Origin of the sequence: Pseudomonas sp. Irchel 3A18 (assembly GCF_900187465.1) — a bacterium.
Classification (GTDB): Bacteria; Pseudomonadota; Gammaproteobacteria; order Pseudomonadales; family Pseudomonadaceae; genus Aquipseudomonas; species Aquipseudomonas cichorii.
In genome coordinates this window covers 308,564-321,337 of sequence record NZ_FYDI01000004.1, presented here as the reverse complement: position 1 = coordinate 321,337, position 12,774 = coordinate 308,564, and the positions used below count along the sequence as shown (strand labels likewise).

The window sequence follows — 12,774 nt, the reverse complement described above, 5'->3', positions numbered from 1 at the left end:
CCTGTATGAGAGCGCCGCGTCATTGCCCGGCAGTATTGATTGCCGCGCCCGCCTCCGGGCAGGGCAAGACCACGGTCACCGCTGCGCTGGCACGCCTGCACCGTAACCAGGGCCGCAAGGTCCGGGTGTTCAAGTGCGGGCCTGACTTTCTGGACCCGATGATTCTGGAGCGGGCCAGCGGCGCGCCGGTTTACCAGTTGGATCTGTGGATGGTGGGCGCCGACGAAAGCCGACGCCTGCTGTGGGAAGCCGCCGCCGAGGCGGACCTGATCCTGATCGAAGGCGTCATGGGGCTGTTCGACGGTACGCCATCGAGTGCCGATCTGGCCCGCCACTTCGGCGTGCCGGTGCTGGGCGTGATCGACGGCACGGCCATGGCCCAGACCTTCGGAGCGCTGGCGCTGGGGTTGGCGCGTTATCAGTCGGACCTGCCGTTCGCCGGAGTGCTGGCCAACCGGGTAGGCACCGTGCGTCATGCGCAGTTGCTCGAAGGCAGCCTGACGGAGGGCCTGCGTTGGTATGGCGCGCTTTCCCGTGAAACCGGTATCGAATTGCCGAGCCGTCATCTGGGCTTGGTGCAGGCCAGTGAACTCAACGATCTGGACCTGCGCCTGGACGCTGCCGCCGATGCGCTGGCCAGCACTTGCGACGTGCTCTTGCCGCCTGCCGTGATCTTCAATGCGCCGGACCCTGTACCTGCCGAACCCTTGCTGGCCGGTGTGCGTATCGCCATCGCCCGTGACGAGGCCTTTGCTTTTGCCTACGGGGCAAGCCTGGAACTGCTGCGAGCCATGGGCGCGGAGCTGTCGTTCTTCTCGCCGATCCGCGATAGCCACTTGCCTGAGGCTGACAGCCTGTATCTGCCCGGTGGTTACCCTGAGCTTCATCATGCGGCGCTGGCCGAAAACGCTCCGATGCTGGCGGCGATTCGTGCTCATCATCAGGCGGGCAAGCCGATCCTGGCCGAGTGCGGCGGCATGCTGTATCTGCTCGATGCCCTGACCGATGTCGAAGGCCAGCGGGCAGAGCTGGTGGGCCTGCTGAAGGGGGAGGCGGTGATGCAAAAGCGTCTGGCGGCTCTGGCCCTGCAAGCGGTCGAGTTGCCTGAAGGCTTGCTGCGCGGACACACCTATCACCACTCCCTGACCAGCACCGAGTTGCAGCCCATTGCCCGTGGCGTCAGCCCCAATGGCGGACGAGGCGCAGAGGCGGTGTACCGCGACGGGCGTCTGACGGCTTCCTACGTACACTTCTATTTCCCTTCCAATCCTCAGGCGGTTGCGGCGCTGTTCACACCATGACCGATCAGGCGTTCAGTCTCCAGGAGCGGGCCGCGGTCTATCGGGCAATTGCCGAGCGCCGCGACATGCGTCACTTCAGTGGCGGCAGCGTGGCTCCCGAGTTACTTGCGCGTTTGCTTGAAGCTGCGCATCAGGCTCCCAGTGTCGGCCTGATGCAGCCTTGGCGTTTCATTCGTATCAGCGACCCGGCATTGAGGGCGCAAATGCAGGCCCAGGTGGAAGAAGAGCGGGTACGTACTGCCGAAGCCCTGGGCGAGCGTGCCGACGAGTTCATGAAGCTCAAGGTCGAGGGCATCAGCGATTGTGCCGAAGTGTTGGTGGCCGCGCTGATGGACGATCGGGAGAAGCATATTTTCGGTCGTCGGACCTTGCCGGAAATGGACATGGCGTCCTTGTCCTGTGCGATCCAGAACCTGTGGCTGGCCTCCCGTGCCGAAGGGCTGGGCATGGGCTGGGTGTCGCTGTTCGATCCTCAGGCGCTGGCCAGCCTGCTGGGCATGCCCGAAGGCGCAAAGCCCCTGGCGATTCTGTGCCTGGGGCCGGTAGAAGAATTTTACCCGGCACCGATGCTGGTGCTGGAAGGCTGGGCGCAAGCGCGGCCACTCAATGAATTGCTGTATGAGAATCAATGGGGAGTGAGTCCATGAGTGTGGCGCTGTTGAGCGTTGCCGGGGTAGCGCTGGATGCGTTGCTCGGCGAGCCGAAACGCTCACATCCGCTGGTGGCGTTCGGTCGTCTGGCTGACCGTATCGAACAGCGTTTCAATTCCGGCGGACGTGGCTGGCGCAGTCATGGCGTCACGGCCTGGTTTCTGGCTGTGGTGCCTTTGACGCTGCTGGCAACCATCCTCAGCTGGCTGCCCTATGTCGGCTGGCTGGTGGAGATTCTGGCGCTGTATTGCGCGCTGGGGCTGCGCAGCCTGGGCGAGCATGTGGAGCCGGTTGCCCAGGCCCTGCGTTCGGGCAATCTGGATGAGGCGCGTCGGCGGGTCGGTTATCTGGTCAGCCGCCAGACCACCGAACTGGACGAGACAGAAGTCGCCCGTGCAGCCACTGAATCGGTACTGGAAAACGGCAGCGATGCGGTGTTTGCCGCGCTGTTCTGGTTTGCGGTGGCCGGTGCGCCCGGCGTGGTGCTGTATCGACTGAGCAATACGCTGGATGCCATGTGGGGTTATCGCAACGAGCGTTTCGAGCGCTTCGGCTGGGCGGCGGCGAAAATCGACGACCTGCTCAACTACATTCCTGCGCGCCTGGTGGCCCTGACCTACGCGCTGCTGGGCAAGACTCGCCTGGCTCTGCGTTGCTGGCGCACTCAAGGGCCGACCTGGGACAGCCCCAATGCCGGTCCCGTCATGGCCGCCGGTGCGGGTGCTCTGGGTGTCGAGCTGGGTGGCGCAGCGATCTATCACGGCGAACTGCATCAGCGCCCGCCACTGGGCGAAGGCGTGCCCGCCGATGCGGATGCCATCGATCGTGGCTGGCAACTGGTGCAAAGAGGCGTCTGGCTGTGGCTGCTGATCCTGTGCGTGGGGGCCGAGTTCTATGCTTGAGCACGGTGGTCGCCTGCGGGCGGCAGCGCAGCATTACGGCATCGACCGTGCCGACTGGCTGGACCTGTCCACCGGCATTGCGCCCTGGGCGTGGCCGATTCCGGAGATTTCTGCACAGGCCTGGGCGCGTCTGCCGGAAACCGACGATGGCCTGGAGGCCGCAGCCTGCGCCTATTACGGTGTACCTCAACTCTTGCCGGTGCCCGGTTCGCAAGCCGCGATCCAGGCCTTGCCTCGCGTGCGCAGCGCTTGTCGCGTCGGCGTCCTGTCGCCGTGCTATGCAGAGCACGCCCATGCATGGCGCAAAAGCGGATTTCTGGTGCGTGAAGTGCAAGAACAGGAAGTGGATTACTTCCTGGACAGCCTCGACGTGCTGGTGGTGGTCAACCCCAACAATCCCACGGGGCTGCACCTGACCACGGAGCGCTTGCTGGAATGGCACGCCCGTCTGGCCGAGCGCGGCGGCTGGCTGGTGGTTGATGAGGCTTTCATGGACAACACGCCGGACACGAGTCTGGCGGCCGAGACGGGGCGCGTCGGCCTGATCGTGCTGCGTTCGTTCGGCAAGTTCTTTGGTCTGGCCGGCGTGCGATTGGGCTTCGTGCTGGCGGAGCCGGGTCTGCTCAAGGCACTGGCGGCAGAAATCGGCCCGTGGGCGGTCAGCGGGCCGACACGGATTCTGGGTCAGGCGTGTCTTGCAGACCTTGAAGGCCATGCCCGTCAACGCCAGCGTTGCGATCAGGCCAGTGAGCGTCTGGTGGCATTGCTGAGCAATCACGGCCTGCCCCCCCAAGGCGGCTGCGCGCTGTTTCAGTGGGTGGTTACCGAGCAGGCCCCGGCCCTGCATGACTTCTGCGCTCGACGTGGAGTCTTGCTGCGTCTGTTCGAGGGCCAGGGGGCGGTCAGCAGCCTGCGCTTTGGCTTGCCTTGCGAAGAGGCCGACTGGTCGCGTCTGGAAGATGTACTGTTCAAATACCGCAAGGAAACCCCATGACCACGTTGATGGTGCAAGGCACGACGTCCGATGCCGGCAAAAGTACGCTGGTGACCGCGCTATGCCGCTGGCTGACCCGCCAGGGCGTCAAGGTGGTGCCGTTCAAGCCGCAGAACATGGCGCTCAACAGTGCGGTGACAGCGGATGGCGGCGAAATCGGTCGGGCCCAGGCCGTGCAGGCTCAGGCCTGCGGGCTGGAGCCCCATACCGACATGAATCCGGTGCTGCTCAAGCCCAATAGCGATACCGGTGCTCAGGTCATCATCCATGGCCGCGCTGTGACCACCATGAATGCCGTGGCGTATCACGGCTACAAGGAAATCGCCATGCAGGCGGTGCTGGAGTCCCATCGGCGCCTGGGCGAGACGTACCCCGTGATCATGGTCGAGGGTGCCGGTTCGCCTGCGGAGATCAATCTGCGCGCCAACGACATCGCCAACATGGGGTTTGCCGAAGCGGTGGATTGCCCGGTGCTGCTGGTGGCCGATATCAATCGAGGTGGCGTGTTCGCGCATCTGGTCGGCACGCTGGAGTTGCTGTCGCCCAGCGAGCAGGCGCGAGTCAAAGGGTTTGTCATCAACCGCTTTCGTGGCGACATCGCGCTGCTGCAACCGGGTCTGGACTGGCTTGAAGCCCGTACCGGCAAGCCGGTGGTGGGTGTGCTGCCGTATGTGATGGATCTGCATCTGGAGGCCGAAGACGGTCTGGATCGACGTCAGACCGATAAGGTCGAGCGGGTGCTCAATGTCGTGGTGCCGGTGCTGCCGCGCATCAGCAACCACACCGATTTCGATCCGCTGCGCCTGCACCCGCAGGTCAATCTGCAATTCATCGGCCCCGGTCAGGCGGTGCCGCCTGCCGATCTGATCATCCTGCCGGGCTCGAAAAGCGTGCGCAGTGACCTGACTTACCTGCGCGCCAACGGCTGGGATACTGCCATTGACCGGCATCTGCGCTATGGCGGCAAGCTGCTGGGGATTTGCGGTGGCCTGCAGATGCTGGGTCAGCAGTTGCATGATCCCCTTGGCCTGGAGGGCGCGGCAGGTTCCAGCCCCGGTTTGGGCTTGCTGGACATGAGCACGGTGCTGGAAGCCGAGAAACAGTTGCGTAATGTACGCGGGCGTCTGGCACTGGAAGATGCCGAAGTCTGTGGCTATGAAATCCACGCGGGTGTCACCCGCGGCGCTGCATTGGAAAATGCAGCCGTACGCCTGGACGATGGGCGCAGTGACGGCGCGCGCAGTGCTGACGGGCAGATTTTCGGGACGTATCTGCATGGCCTGTTCGAGTCGCCTGCCGCGTGTAGCGCGCTGTTGCGCTGGGCGGGTTTGCAGGATGTGCAGCAGGTGGATTATCACGGGCTGCGGGAGCGGGATATCGAGCGTCTGGCCGACCTGGTGGAAAAACACCTTGATGGCCCGCTGTTGCGCGAGCTGTGCGGCCTGGAGGTGAAGTGAAATGCTGCAATTGATCCTGGGCGGTGCCCGCTCCGGCAAGAGTCGCCTGGCTGAAAGGCTGGCGGCGGAGTCGGGGCTGAGCGTCCTTTATATCGCCACCAGCCAGCCGCTGGACGGTGAGATGAATCAGCGCGTGATCAGTCACCGTCAGCGTCGCCCTGACAGTTGGGGGCTGGTTGAAGAGCCGCTAGAGCTGGCCCGTGTATTGCGTGAAAACGCTGCAATCGGGCACTGCCTGCTAGTGGATTGCATGACGCTGTGGCTGACTAACCTGCTGATGCTTGATGACCCTGAGCGTCTGGCTCAGGAGCGCGAGGCGCTGCTGGAATGCCTGTGCGAACTGCCGGGCGACATCATTTTTGTCAGTAACGAAACCGGGCTGGGCGTCGTGCCGCTGGGTGAGCTGACCCGCCGCTATGTCGACGAAGCCGGTCTGTTGCATCAGGCCATTGCCGAGCGTTGTCAGCGTGTGGTGCTGACCGTTGCCGGCTTGCCTCTGACTTTGAAAGGAACCGCATTATGAGTAACTCCTGGTGGCTCAAGCCCGCTCAGGCCATCGATGTGCCGATGCGCGAAGCCGCTCTGGCCCGTCAGCAGCAACTGACCAAACCGGCCGGTTCGCTGGCGCAACTGGAGCGGCTGGCGGTTCAGCTCGCAGGTTTGCAGGGGCGCCTCAAACCCAAGGCCGATCAGCTGTGGATCGCGATTTTTGCTGGCGATCATGGCGTCGTTGCCCAAGGCGTCTCGGCTTACCCGCAGGAAGTGACCGGGCAGATGCTGCATAACTTCGTCAATGGCGGCGCCGCGATCAGCGTGCTGGCCCGGCAGTTGTCGGCGAAGCTGGATGTGGTCGATCTGGGCACCGTGTCGCCAGTGGATTTTCCCGGTGTGCGTCATCTGCGCATCGGAGCAGGCACCGCCGACTTCACTCAGCGCCCGGCCATGACCGCCGAGCAAGGACTGGCGGCCATGCAGGCCGGACGTGACAGCGTGCTGCGCGCCAAGGCGGCGGGCGCTGAACTGTTTATCGGCGGCGAGATGGGGATCGGCAACACCACGGCAGCCAGTGCGGTCGCCTGTTCGTTGCTGGAGTGCGCGGCGCAATTGCTGGTCGGCCCCGGCACCGGTCTGAACGCCGACGGTGTGCGACACAAGAGCGAAGTCATCGAGCGTGCCCTGGCCTTGCATGCCGAGCAGGCGGGTGACCCGTTGCAAAGTCTGTTCTGCCTGGGCGGTTTCGAGATTGCTGCACTGGTGGGCGCTTATCTGGCCTGTGCCCAGGAGGGCATCGCGGTGCTGGTGGATGGGTTCATTTGCAGTGTTGCCGCGCTGGTGGCTGTGCGTCTGAACCCGTCCTGCCGCGACTGGCTGCTGTTCGGCCATCGGGGCGCGGAGCCTGGGCATCGTCACCTGCTGGAAGCCTTGCAGGCTGAGCCTTTGCTGGACCTGGGCCTGCGTCTGGGCGAGGGCAGTGGTGCCGCCTTGGCGGTGCCGCTGGTGCGGCTGGCTTGTGAACTGCACAACGGGATGGCGACGTTCGCCGAAGCGGCAGTGGCAGATCGTCCGGCATGACATTGCATCTGGATCTGTTGCGTCATGGCGAAACCGAACTGGGCGGTGGCCTGCGCGGCAGTCTGGACGATGCCCTGACCGCAACAGGCTGGGAGCAGATGCGCGAGGCAGTGGCGCAAGCAGGGCCGTGGGACCGGATTTACACCTCGCCCTTGCAGCGTTGCGCGCGTTTCTCCGAAGAACTGGCCGCAAAGCTGACGCTGCCGCTGCATGTCGAGCCCGGCTTGCAGGAGCTGCACTTCGGCGACTGGGAAGGGCACAGCGCCGCGCAATTGATGGAAACCGACGCCGAAGGGTTGGGGTTGTTCTGGGAAGATCCTTACGCTTTCACGCCGCCCAATGGCGAGCGGGTGGCGGACTTCTCCGAGCGAGTATTGGGCGCTGTGCAAGGCTTGCAGCAACGCCATGCCAACGAGCGAGTGTTGTTGGTCAGTCACGGCGGTGTGATGCGCCTGTTGCTGGCTAAGGCCCGAGGCTTGCCTCGCGAACAGTTGTTGCAGGTGACGGTCGGTCACGGTGCGCTGCTGTCCATCAAGGTCGCCGCTGGCGGCGTGTTGACGGAGAACTGAGATGCTGCCGTTCTGGATCGCCCTGCAATTTCTCAGCAGCTTGCCGATTCGCCTGTCGGGGATGCCGCAGCCTCAGGAGCTGGGGCGCTCGCTGTTGTTCTATCCATTGGTCGGCGTGCTGTTCGGCGTGCTGTTGATGGGGCTGAATGCGGTGCTCGACGGCACTCCCTTGATGTTGCATGCGGCGCTGCTGCTGACGGCCTGGGTGTTGCTGAGCGGCGGTCTGCATCTGGATGGGCTGGCAGACAGCGCCGATGCCTGGCTGGGCGGCTTTGGCGACCGTGAACGAACCCTGACCATCATGAAGGACCCACGCAGCGGGCCTATTGCCGTGGTAACGTTGGTGCTGGTCCTGTTGCTCAAGTTCACCGCCATTCTGGCTTTGATCGAAAGCCACAACAGCATCGCGCTGTTGCTGGCTCCGCTGATCGGGCGCAACGCCATGCTCGGGCTGTTTCTCAGCACGCCTTATGTTCGGGCGGGCGGTCTGGGGCAGGCGCTGGCCGATCATCTGCCAAAGCGCACCGGGCAGTGGGTCTTGCTGATCAGTGCGGGCGCTTGTGTGCTGCTGGGCGGTTGGGCCGGGCTGATTGCGGTGCTTGCTGCAACTGCGGGTTTCTTCTGGCTGCGCCAGTTGATGCTGCGCCGGCTGGGCGGGACGACCGGTGATACAGCGGGCGCTGTGCTGGAGTTGCTGGAGGTGGTGGTATTGCTGGCGGTTGTGTTGGGTTCTTCGTGATTGAATTCATTCGCAAAAGATGACACCTGTAATCTATTGACACCACCATCCCGTGAGGCGTAATTTCGCGCTGTAATTATTTGCGGGTATATCCACGTAAATAGTGTCCGTCGAGCCTTGGGGAGCATAAAAACAATGACATCGGTCTGGCGTACCAGTGGTTGGATTCTATTGGGCAGTGCGTTGATTCTCGCGCTGTCCCTGGGTACCCGGCATGGCTTCGGGCTGTTTCTGGCACCCATGAGTGCCGATTTTGGCTGGGGCCGCGAGGTCTTTGCCTTTGCCATCGCCCTGCAGAACCTCATGTGGGGCCTGGCGCAGCCGTTTGCCGGAGCCCTGGCGGATCGCTTCGGTGCGGCGAAAGTGGTGTTTATCGGCGGTGTGCTTTATGCCTCTGGCCTGATCTGCATGAGCATGGCCGATTCGCCTGCGAGCCTTTCCCTGAGTGCCGGCATCCTGATCGGCATTGGTCTGTCCGGAACCTCTTTCTCGGTCATCCTGGGTGTTGTCGGCCGCGCCTTGCCTCCCGAAAAACGCAGTATGGGCATGGGGATCGCCAGTGCTGCGGGTTCCTTCGGCCAGTTCGCCATGCTGCCCGGAACCCTGGGGCTGCTGGGCTGGCTGGGTTGGTCCAGCACCTTGCTGGTGCTGGGGGTGATGGTTGCGCTGATCCTGCCATTGGTGAGCATGCTCAAGGATAGCCCGGCAGCTTCGGTCGGCAGTGAGCTGACCCTGCGTGAAGCATTACGTGAAGCCTGTTCGCATTCAGGGTTCTGGCTGCTGGCCCTGGGTTTTTTCGTCTGTGGTTTCCAGGTCGTGTTTATCGGCATTCACTTGCCTGCGTATCTGGTTGATCAACATTTGCCTGCCAAGGTCGGGACCACGGTGCTGGCCTTGATCGGGCTGTTCAATATTTTCGGGACCTACACGGCAGGCTGGCTGGGTGGACGCATGTCCAAGCCACGCTTGCTGACGACGCTTTATCTGCTGCGTGCGGTGGTGATCGCGCTGTTCCTGTGGATCCCGCTGAGTGAAACGACGGCCTATCTGTTTGGCATAGCAATGGGCTTGCTGTGGCTGTCGACGGTGCCGCTGACCAATGGCACCGTGGCGACGCTGTTCGGTGTGCGCAACCTGTCGATGCTCGGTGGTATTGTGTTCCTGTTCCACCAGTTGGGCTCCTTCCTCGGCGGCTGGCTGGGCGGGCTCGTGTATGACCATACCGGGAGTTACGATTTGATCTGGCAGGTGTCCATTCTGCTCAGCCTGATGGCGGCGGCCTTGAACTGGCCCGTGCGCGAGAGGCCGGTGGCCCGGTTGCAGCCTCAGGGTGGTGTGGCGTGAATCTGTCCTGGCCTGTTCTGGCTGCGGCCCTGGCCGGGGTGGTGGTGCTGGGGTTGCTCTGGTGGGCCTGGCAACAGGTCGGGCTGGCGGCCTTGCAGTTGGGGCTGGGTGCCTGTTGAGTGCAGACGCTTCAAGGAGTAGCGTGTGTGGCCAGACAATAATGTAGGGATGCCTTGATGAAAATACGCTGGATTTCTGTCCCTGTTCTATTGCTCGCCATGAGTGGCGCAGCATTGGCTGCCGATTGCCCGCCATTGCTGCAGGGCGAATTGCCGAAGCTGCGCAGCAAGGAAAATATCGACCTCTGCGAGCGTTTTGCCGGTAAGCCTCTGGTGGTGGTCAATACTGCCAGCTTTTGCGGTTTTGCCCCGCAGTTCAAGGGGCTCGAAGCCTTGAACCAGCGCTACAAGGCCCAGGGGCTGGAAGTGCTTGGCGTGCCCTCCAATGACTTCAAGCAAGAGTCCGGGGACGGCGAGGAAACCGCCAAGGTCTGTTACGTCAATTACGGCGTGACCTTCACCATGACCGAGCCGCAGCCGGTCAGAGGCGACGATGCGACGCACCTGTTCAAGGTGCTGGCCGAGCAGAGCAGTGCGCCGCGCTGGAACTTCTATAAATATGTGGTGGATCGCCAGGGCAAGGTGGTCGCCAGTTTCTCCAGCATGACCAAGCCGGACGATCCTGATCTGATCGCGGCCATCGAGAAAGCGATCGCTTCAAAACCGTGACCCATACGAAAAAGCCCGCGACCAGTGAGGGTCGCGGGCTTTTTTGTGGCCGCTGACAGGCTGTTCGGCCTGCCCTGGTCAGGTGTTATCAGAAGCGATAGGTCAGCGAAGTACCGATACCGTGGGCGCTGTTCTTGAAGTCGGCGCTGTAGGCACCTTTGGAGGTACTGGCGTTGCGAATCTTGGCTTCGTCTTCCCACAGGTACGAATAGGCGACATCGATGGTGATCGCATCGCTCGGGGTCCAGCCAGCGCCGAAGCTGACGATCTGACGATCACCGGTCGGAATGCGTGGAGAGCGGTTCACGTTGTTGGTTGGCGATTGGTCAACGGAGTAGCCGGTGCGCAAGGTCCACTCGTTGTTGACCTTGTACGAAGCGCCGATGGCATGGGCCCAGGTGTCATGCCAGTCCTGCTCTTCGGAAATGCGTCCGATTGCACCGTTGGCACCACCCAAACCAGCCGGAACACCGCTGTTGTTGACGGTGATGTCTTTCAGGCGGCTCCAGCGTGTCCAGGTGCTGCCTGCATACACGGTCCAGTTTTCGTCCAGTTGCTGGGTGATGGAGAAGTCCACCGACTCAGGTGTGCTGATATCCAGAGAGGCGTCGTACTTCTGGCCGTTGAAGGGGCCGAAGCTGGCACCTTCGACCTTGGTCTTGCCTTCGAGCTTGTAGTCGACCTTGGAGTGGTAGGTCAGGCCCAGGCGGGTGGTGTCGGTGGCCTGGACCAGGATGCCGACGTTGAAGCCCAGAGCGACATCGTCACCCTTGATCTTGACCTTGCCGTCGTTGGTGCCGAAGGAGGCGGCGTTGATGGTCGAGGAGGTCAGTTCGCCTTCGATGCGGTTGATGGTCGGGCCGAAACCGATGGAAACCCGGTCGTTGAAGGCGTAGCTGACAGTCGGCTGGAAGGTGATGACCTGTACGTGGCTCTTGTCAGCCCAGTAGCGGCCGGCGAAACCGTTTTCATAGTCGGTGACCAGGCCAAACGGCACATAGACACCCAGGCCTACGGCCCATTGATCGTCCAGTGGTTTGACGTAGTAGCCCATGGGGACGCCAACGACCGGCACCATGTCGCCGTCATTGCTGCCGCCGAAAGTGCTGCTGGCATTGCTGATATCGGTTTTGGCGATGATTGCCGCTGCGCCAACGCTGACTTGTTCGCGCTTGAGGCGGGACATGCCGGCCGGGTTGCCGAACACCGTACTGGCGTCCTCGGCGGAAGAGGAGCGTCCGGCAAAGCCGGTACCCATTGCACTGATGCTTTGTTCGTTGATTGCGAAACCGGATGCGAGAAGTTGTGATGATGCCAGGCCAATGGCTAAACCAAGTGTTGTCCTGTGAATTGCTTTTGTCGTTATTTTCATTATTAGAACTCCTTGTTGATCACGGGTCGGAAATTACCAACATTTTTGAGAACGCGCTATAGGCTGAAGAGCCCGATTTAGAGCTATTTTTGTAGGACAATCCGATAATACTGCGGGAATTTTCCAGAACTTTGTTTTTTCGCAATCATGCGTGTTGCGATAAATAAATAGGGGCTACACACGAGTGCCAAGTTGTCACGAAGTCCCTTAATCGTCCCTGGGGCTGAAAGATCTGTCGCCAGATTCTGGCCATGGCCAATGCATCGTCTTCGGTGGGTAAGGTGACGGTCTGGGCTTCGATCATCATCCAGGCAATGGCGGTGGAGTAGCGCAGGTTGACGGCCAGTTCCAGATTCGGTCCGCTCAGGAAGGCATGCTGGCTGGCAAGGCCGCGCACGCGGCTGGCGAGGTCCGGGTCGTGTGCGAGGTAGTTGTCCCAGAGTTGGCGGTGCCGCAACTCGGGAATGCGGTACAGGCCATGTCCGCGTCTGCTGCCCAGCGCATCGCCCAGTGATGACTGGCTGGCCGCAATGCCCAGGAGCAGCGATTCGGCGCAGGGGTTTTGACGATCCAGATAAACCAGGGTGGGGCGGATTACGTGGCGGCATAATTCTATGGCTGCAATACCCATAATACAGTCAGCTCGCTAGATAATGACCAGCGGACCCTGATGCGTGGCAGCGGTGAATCGGACAGGGCCCACTGGAAGCAGCCCAAGGCCGCTTGAGTTGAAGTGTAGTCTCATAATTGGAATGTAAAATTATGTTTTACATCGTTTTAGGATTTGCACTCGGTGCTATAGATCGGTTGGCGATTAGATGGGGCGCGCAGAAACAAAAAAGCCCCGCTTTGAGGGCGGGGCTTTGGAGCGGCTTTTGGCTTCAGGCAGTCAGGGCCTGGCGGGTCCGCTCGATCACGGCCTGCAGCGGCTCGGCGCTGGAGTACTGATCGGGGTAAAGGCGTTCGCTGTGGCGGGCAATACCGTGTTCATTGACGATGGTAAAGCTGAAGGAGCCTTTGCGGGCTGCCATGATCAGGCAGTCCATTGGAGCGAAAGCGTGGGTGAGGGTGCGGATGGCATCCTGAGTCTGGATATGAGTAGTCATCATTGAAAGTGTTTCCTGAAACGACACGGAACAATACCGT

At 61.9% G+C, this 12,774-nt stretch carries 15 protein-coding genes; 12 read left to right on the top strand and 3 right to left on the bottom strand.

Annotated elements, in window-relative coordinates:
- The first annotated feature begins 5 nt into the window (after nt 1–5).
- From CKW23_RS09830 to CKW23_RS09780, 12 genes are all read left to right on the top strand, one after another.
- On the top strand, nt 6–1,301 hold the full coding sequence (locus tag CKW23_RS09830; RefSeq protein ID WP_095067498.1) for a cobyrinate a,c-diamide synthase: 1,296 nt from the start codon (nt 6–8) through the stop codon (nt 1,299–1,301).
- Nucleotides 1,298–1,948, top strand: a complete 651-nt coding sequence (bluB, locus tag CKW23_RS09825) for a 5,6-dimethylbenzimidazole synthase (protein ID WP_025261323.1) — start codon at nt 1,298–1,300, stop codon at nt 1,946–1,948. The genes CKW23_RS09830 and bluB overlap by 4 nt, the downstream gene beginning before the upstream one ends.
- On the top strand, nt 1,945–2,853 hold the full coding sequence (gene cbiB / locus CKW23_RS09820; protein WP_025261322.1) for an adenosylcobinamide-phosphate synthase CbiB: 909 nt from the start codon (nt 1,945–1,947) through the stop codon (nt 2,851–2,853). The genes bluB and cbiB overlap by 4 nt, the downstream gene beginning before the upstream one ends.
- Nucleotides 2,846–3,847 carry a threonine-phosphate decarboxylase CobD gene (cobD, locus tag CKW23_RS09815; protein ID WP_025261321.1) on the top strand — a complete coding sequence of 334 codons (1,002 nt, stop codon included), beginning with the start codon at nt 2,846–2,848 and terminating at the stop codon, nt 3,845–3,847. The genes cbiB and cobD overlap by 8 nt, the downstream gene beginning before the upstream one ends.
- On the top strand, nt 3,844–5,304 hold the full coding sequence (locus CKW23_RS09810; RefSeq protein ID WP_025261320.1) for a cobyric acid synthase: 1,461 nt from the start codon (nt 3,844–3,846) through the stop codon (nt 5,302–5,304). Before cobD ends, CKW23_RS09810 begins: the two co-directional genes overlap by 4 nt.
- 1 nt (nt 5,305) lies before the next feature.
- On the top strand, nt 5,306–5,827 hold the full coding sequence (gene cobU / locus CKW23_RS09805) for a bifunctional adenosylcobinamide kinase/adenosylcobinamide-phosphate guanylyltransferase (protein ID WP_025261319.1): 522 nt from the start codon (nt 5,306–5,308) through the stop codon (nt 5,825–5,827).
- On the top strand, nt 5,824–6,876 hold the full coding sequence (cobT, locus tag CKW23_RS09800) for a nicotinate-nucleotide--dimethylbenzimidazole phosphoribosyltransferase (protein WP_095067497.1): 1,053 nt from the start codon (nt 5,824–5,826) through the stop codon (nt 6,874–6,876). Before cobU ends, cobT begins: the two co-directional genes overlap by 4 nt.
- A complete protein-coding gene (cobC, locus tag CKW23_RS09795; protein WP_025261317.1) occupies nt 6,873–7,445 on the top strand; it encodes an alpha-ribazole phosphatase family protein in 573 nt (190 codons plus the stop codon). The genes cobT and cobC overlap by 4 nt, the downstream gene beginning before the upstream one ends.
- A 1-nt stretch (nt 7,446) precedes the next feature.
- Nucleotides 7,447–8,184 carry an adenosylcobinamide-GDP ribazoletransferase gene (locus tag CKW23_RS09790; RefSeq protein WP_025261316.1) on the top strand — a complete coding sequence of 246 codons (738 nt, stop codon included), beginning with the start codon at nt 7,447–7,449 and terminating at the stop codon, nt 8,182–8,184.
- 135 nt (nt 8,185–8,319) lie between these two features.
- A complete protein-coding gene (locus CKW23_RS09785; RefSeq protein ID WP_025261315.1) occupies nt 8,320–9,528 on the top strand; it encodes an MFS transporter in 1,209 nt (402 codons plus the stop codon).
- Nucleotides 9,525–9,647 carry a hypothetical protein gene (locus CKW23_RS26930; protein ID WP_038399981.1) on the top strand — a complete coding sequence of 41 codons (123 nt, stop codon included), beginning with the start codon at nt 9,525–9,527 and terminating at the stop codon, nt 9,645–9,647. The genes CKW23_RS09785 and CKW23_RS26930 overlap by 4 nt, the downstream gene beginning before the upstream one ends.
- Before the next feature lie 57 nt (nt 9,648–9,704).
- On the top strand, nt 9,705–10,256 hold the full coding sequence (locus CKW23_RS09780) for a glutathione peroxidase (RefSeq protein WP_025261314.1): 552 nt from the start codon (nt 9,705–9,707) through the stop codon (nt 10,254–10,256).
- An 88-nt stretch (nt 10,257–10,344) separates the two neighbouring features.
- On the opposite strand, the gene CKW23_RS09775 is transcribed toward CKW23_RS09780, so the two are convergent.
- The 3 genes from CKW23_RS09775 to CKW23_RS09765 all read right to left on the bottom strand — a co-directional run bounded on the left by CKW23_RS09775 (nt 10,345) and on the right by CKW23_RS09765 (nt 12,734).
- Nucleotides 10,345–11,628 carry an OmpP1/FadL family transporter gene (locus CKW23_RS09775; protein WP_025261313.1) on the bottom strand — a complete coding sequence of 428 codons (1,284 nt, stop codon included), beginning with the start codon at nt 11,626–11,628 and terminating at the stop codon, nt 10,345–10,347.
- A gap of 145 nt (nt 11,629–11,773) precedes the next feature.
- Nucleotides 11,774–12,259, bottom strand: coding sequence for a hypothetical protein (locus CKW23_RS09770; RefSeq protein WP_025261312.1), 486 nt, complete (start codon nt 12,257–12,259; stop codon nt 11,774–11,776).
- A gap of 250 nt (nt 12,260–12,509) precedes the next feature.
- Nucleotides 12,510–12,734, bottom strand: coding sequence for a hypothetical protein (locus CKW23_RS09765; protein ID WP_025261311.1), 225 nt, complete (start codon nt 12,732–12,734; stop codon nt 12,510–12,512).
- Between the last annotated feature and the right edge of the window lie 40 nt (nt 12,735–12,774).

What these genes read in the sequence shown, in the direction of transcription:
- CKW23_RS09765 (WP_025261311.1), bottom strand. Translation starts at nt 12,734, where the DNA reads ATGACTACTCATATCCAGACTCAGGATGCCATCCGCACCCTCACCCAC.
- CKW23_RS09810 (WP_025261320.1), top strand. Translation starts at nt 3,844, where the DNA reads ATGACCACGTTGATGGTGCAAGGCACGACGTCCGATGCCGGCAAAAGT.
- cobD (WP_025261321.1), top strand. Translation starts at nt 2,846, where the DNA reads ATGCTTGAGCACGGTGGTCGCCTGCGGGCGGCAGCGCAGCATTACGGC.
- CKW23_RS09770 (WP_025261312.1), bottom strand. Translation starts at nt 12,259, where the DNA reads ATGGGTATTGCAGCCATAGAATTATGCCGCCACGTAATCCGCCCCACC.
- bluB (WP_025261323.1), top strand. Translation starts at nt 1,298, where the DNA reads ATGACCGATCAGGCGTTCAGTCTCCAGGAGCGGGCCGCGGTCTATCGG.
- CKW23_RS09775 (WP_025261313.1), bottom strand. Translation starts at nt 11,628, where the DNA reads ATGAAAATAACGACAAAAGCAATTCACAGGACAACACTTGGTTTAGCC.
- CKW23_RS09780 (WP_025261314.1), top strand. Translation starts at nt 9,705, where the DNA reads ATGAAAATACGCTGGATTTCTGTCCCTGTTCTATTGCTCGCCATGAGT.
- CKW23_RS09785 (WP_025261315.1), top strand. Translation starts at nt 8,320, where the DNA reads ATGACATCGGTCTGGCGTACCAGTGGTTGGATTCTATTGGGCAGTGCG.
- cobU (WP_025261319.1), top strand. Translation starts at nt 5,306, where the DNA reads ATGCTGCAATTGATCCTGGGCGGTGCCCGCTCCGGCAAGAGTCGCCTG.
- cobT (WP_095067497.1), top strand. Translation starts at nt 5,824, where the DNA reads ATGAGTAACTCCTGGTGGCTCAAGCCCGCTCAGGCCATCGATGTGCCG.
- CKW23_RS09790 (WP_025261316.1), top strand. Translation starts at nt 7,447, where the DNA reads ATGCTGCCGTTCTGGATCGCCCTGCAATTTCTCAGCAGCTTGCCGATT.
- cbiB (WP_025261322.1), top strand. Translation starts at nt 1,945, where the DNA reads ATGAGTGTGGCGCTGTTGAGCGTTGCCGGGGTAGCGCTGGATGCGTTG.
- CKW23_RS09830 (WP_095067498.1), top strand. Translation starts at nt 6, where the DNA reads ATGAGAGCGCCGCGTCATTGCCCGGCAGTATTGATTGCCGCGCCCGCC.
- cobC (WP_025261317.1), top strand. Translation starts at nt 6,873, where the DNA reads ATGACATTGCATCTGGATCTGTTGCGTCATGGCGAAACCGAACTGGGC.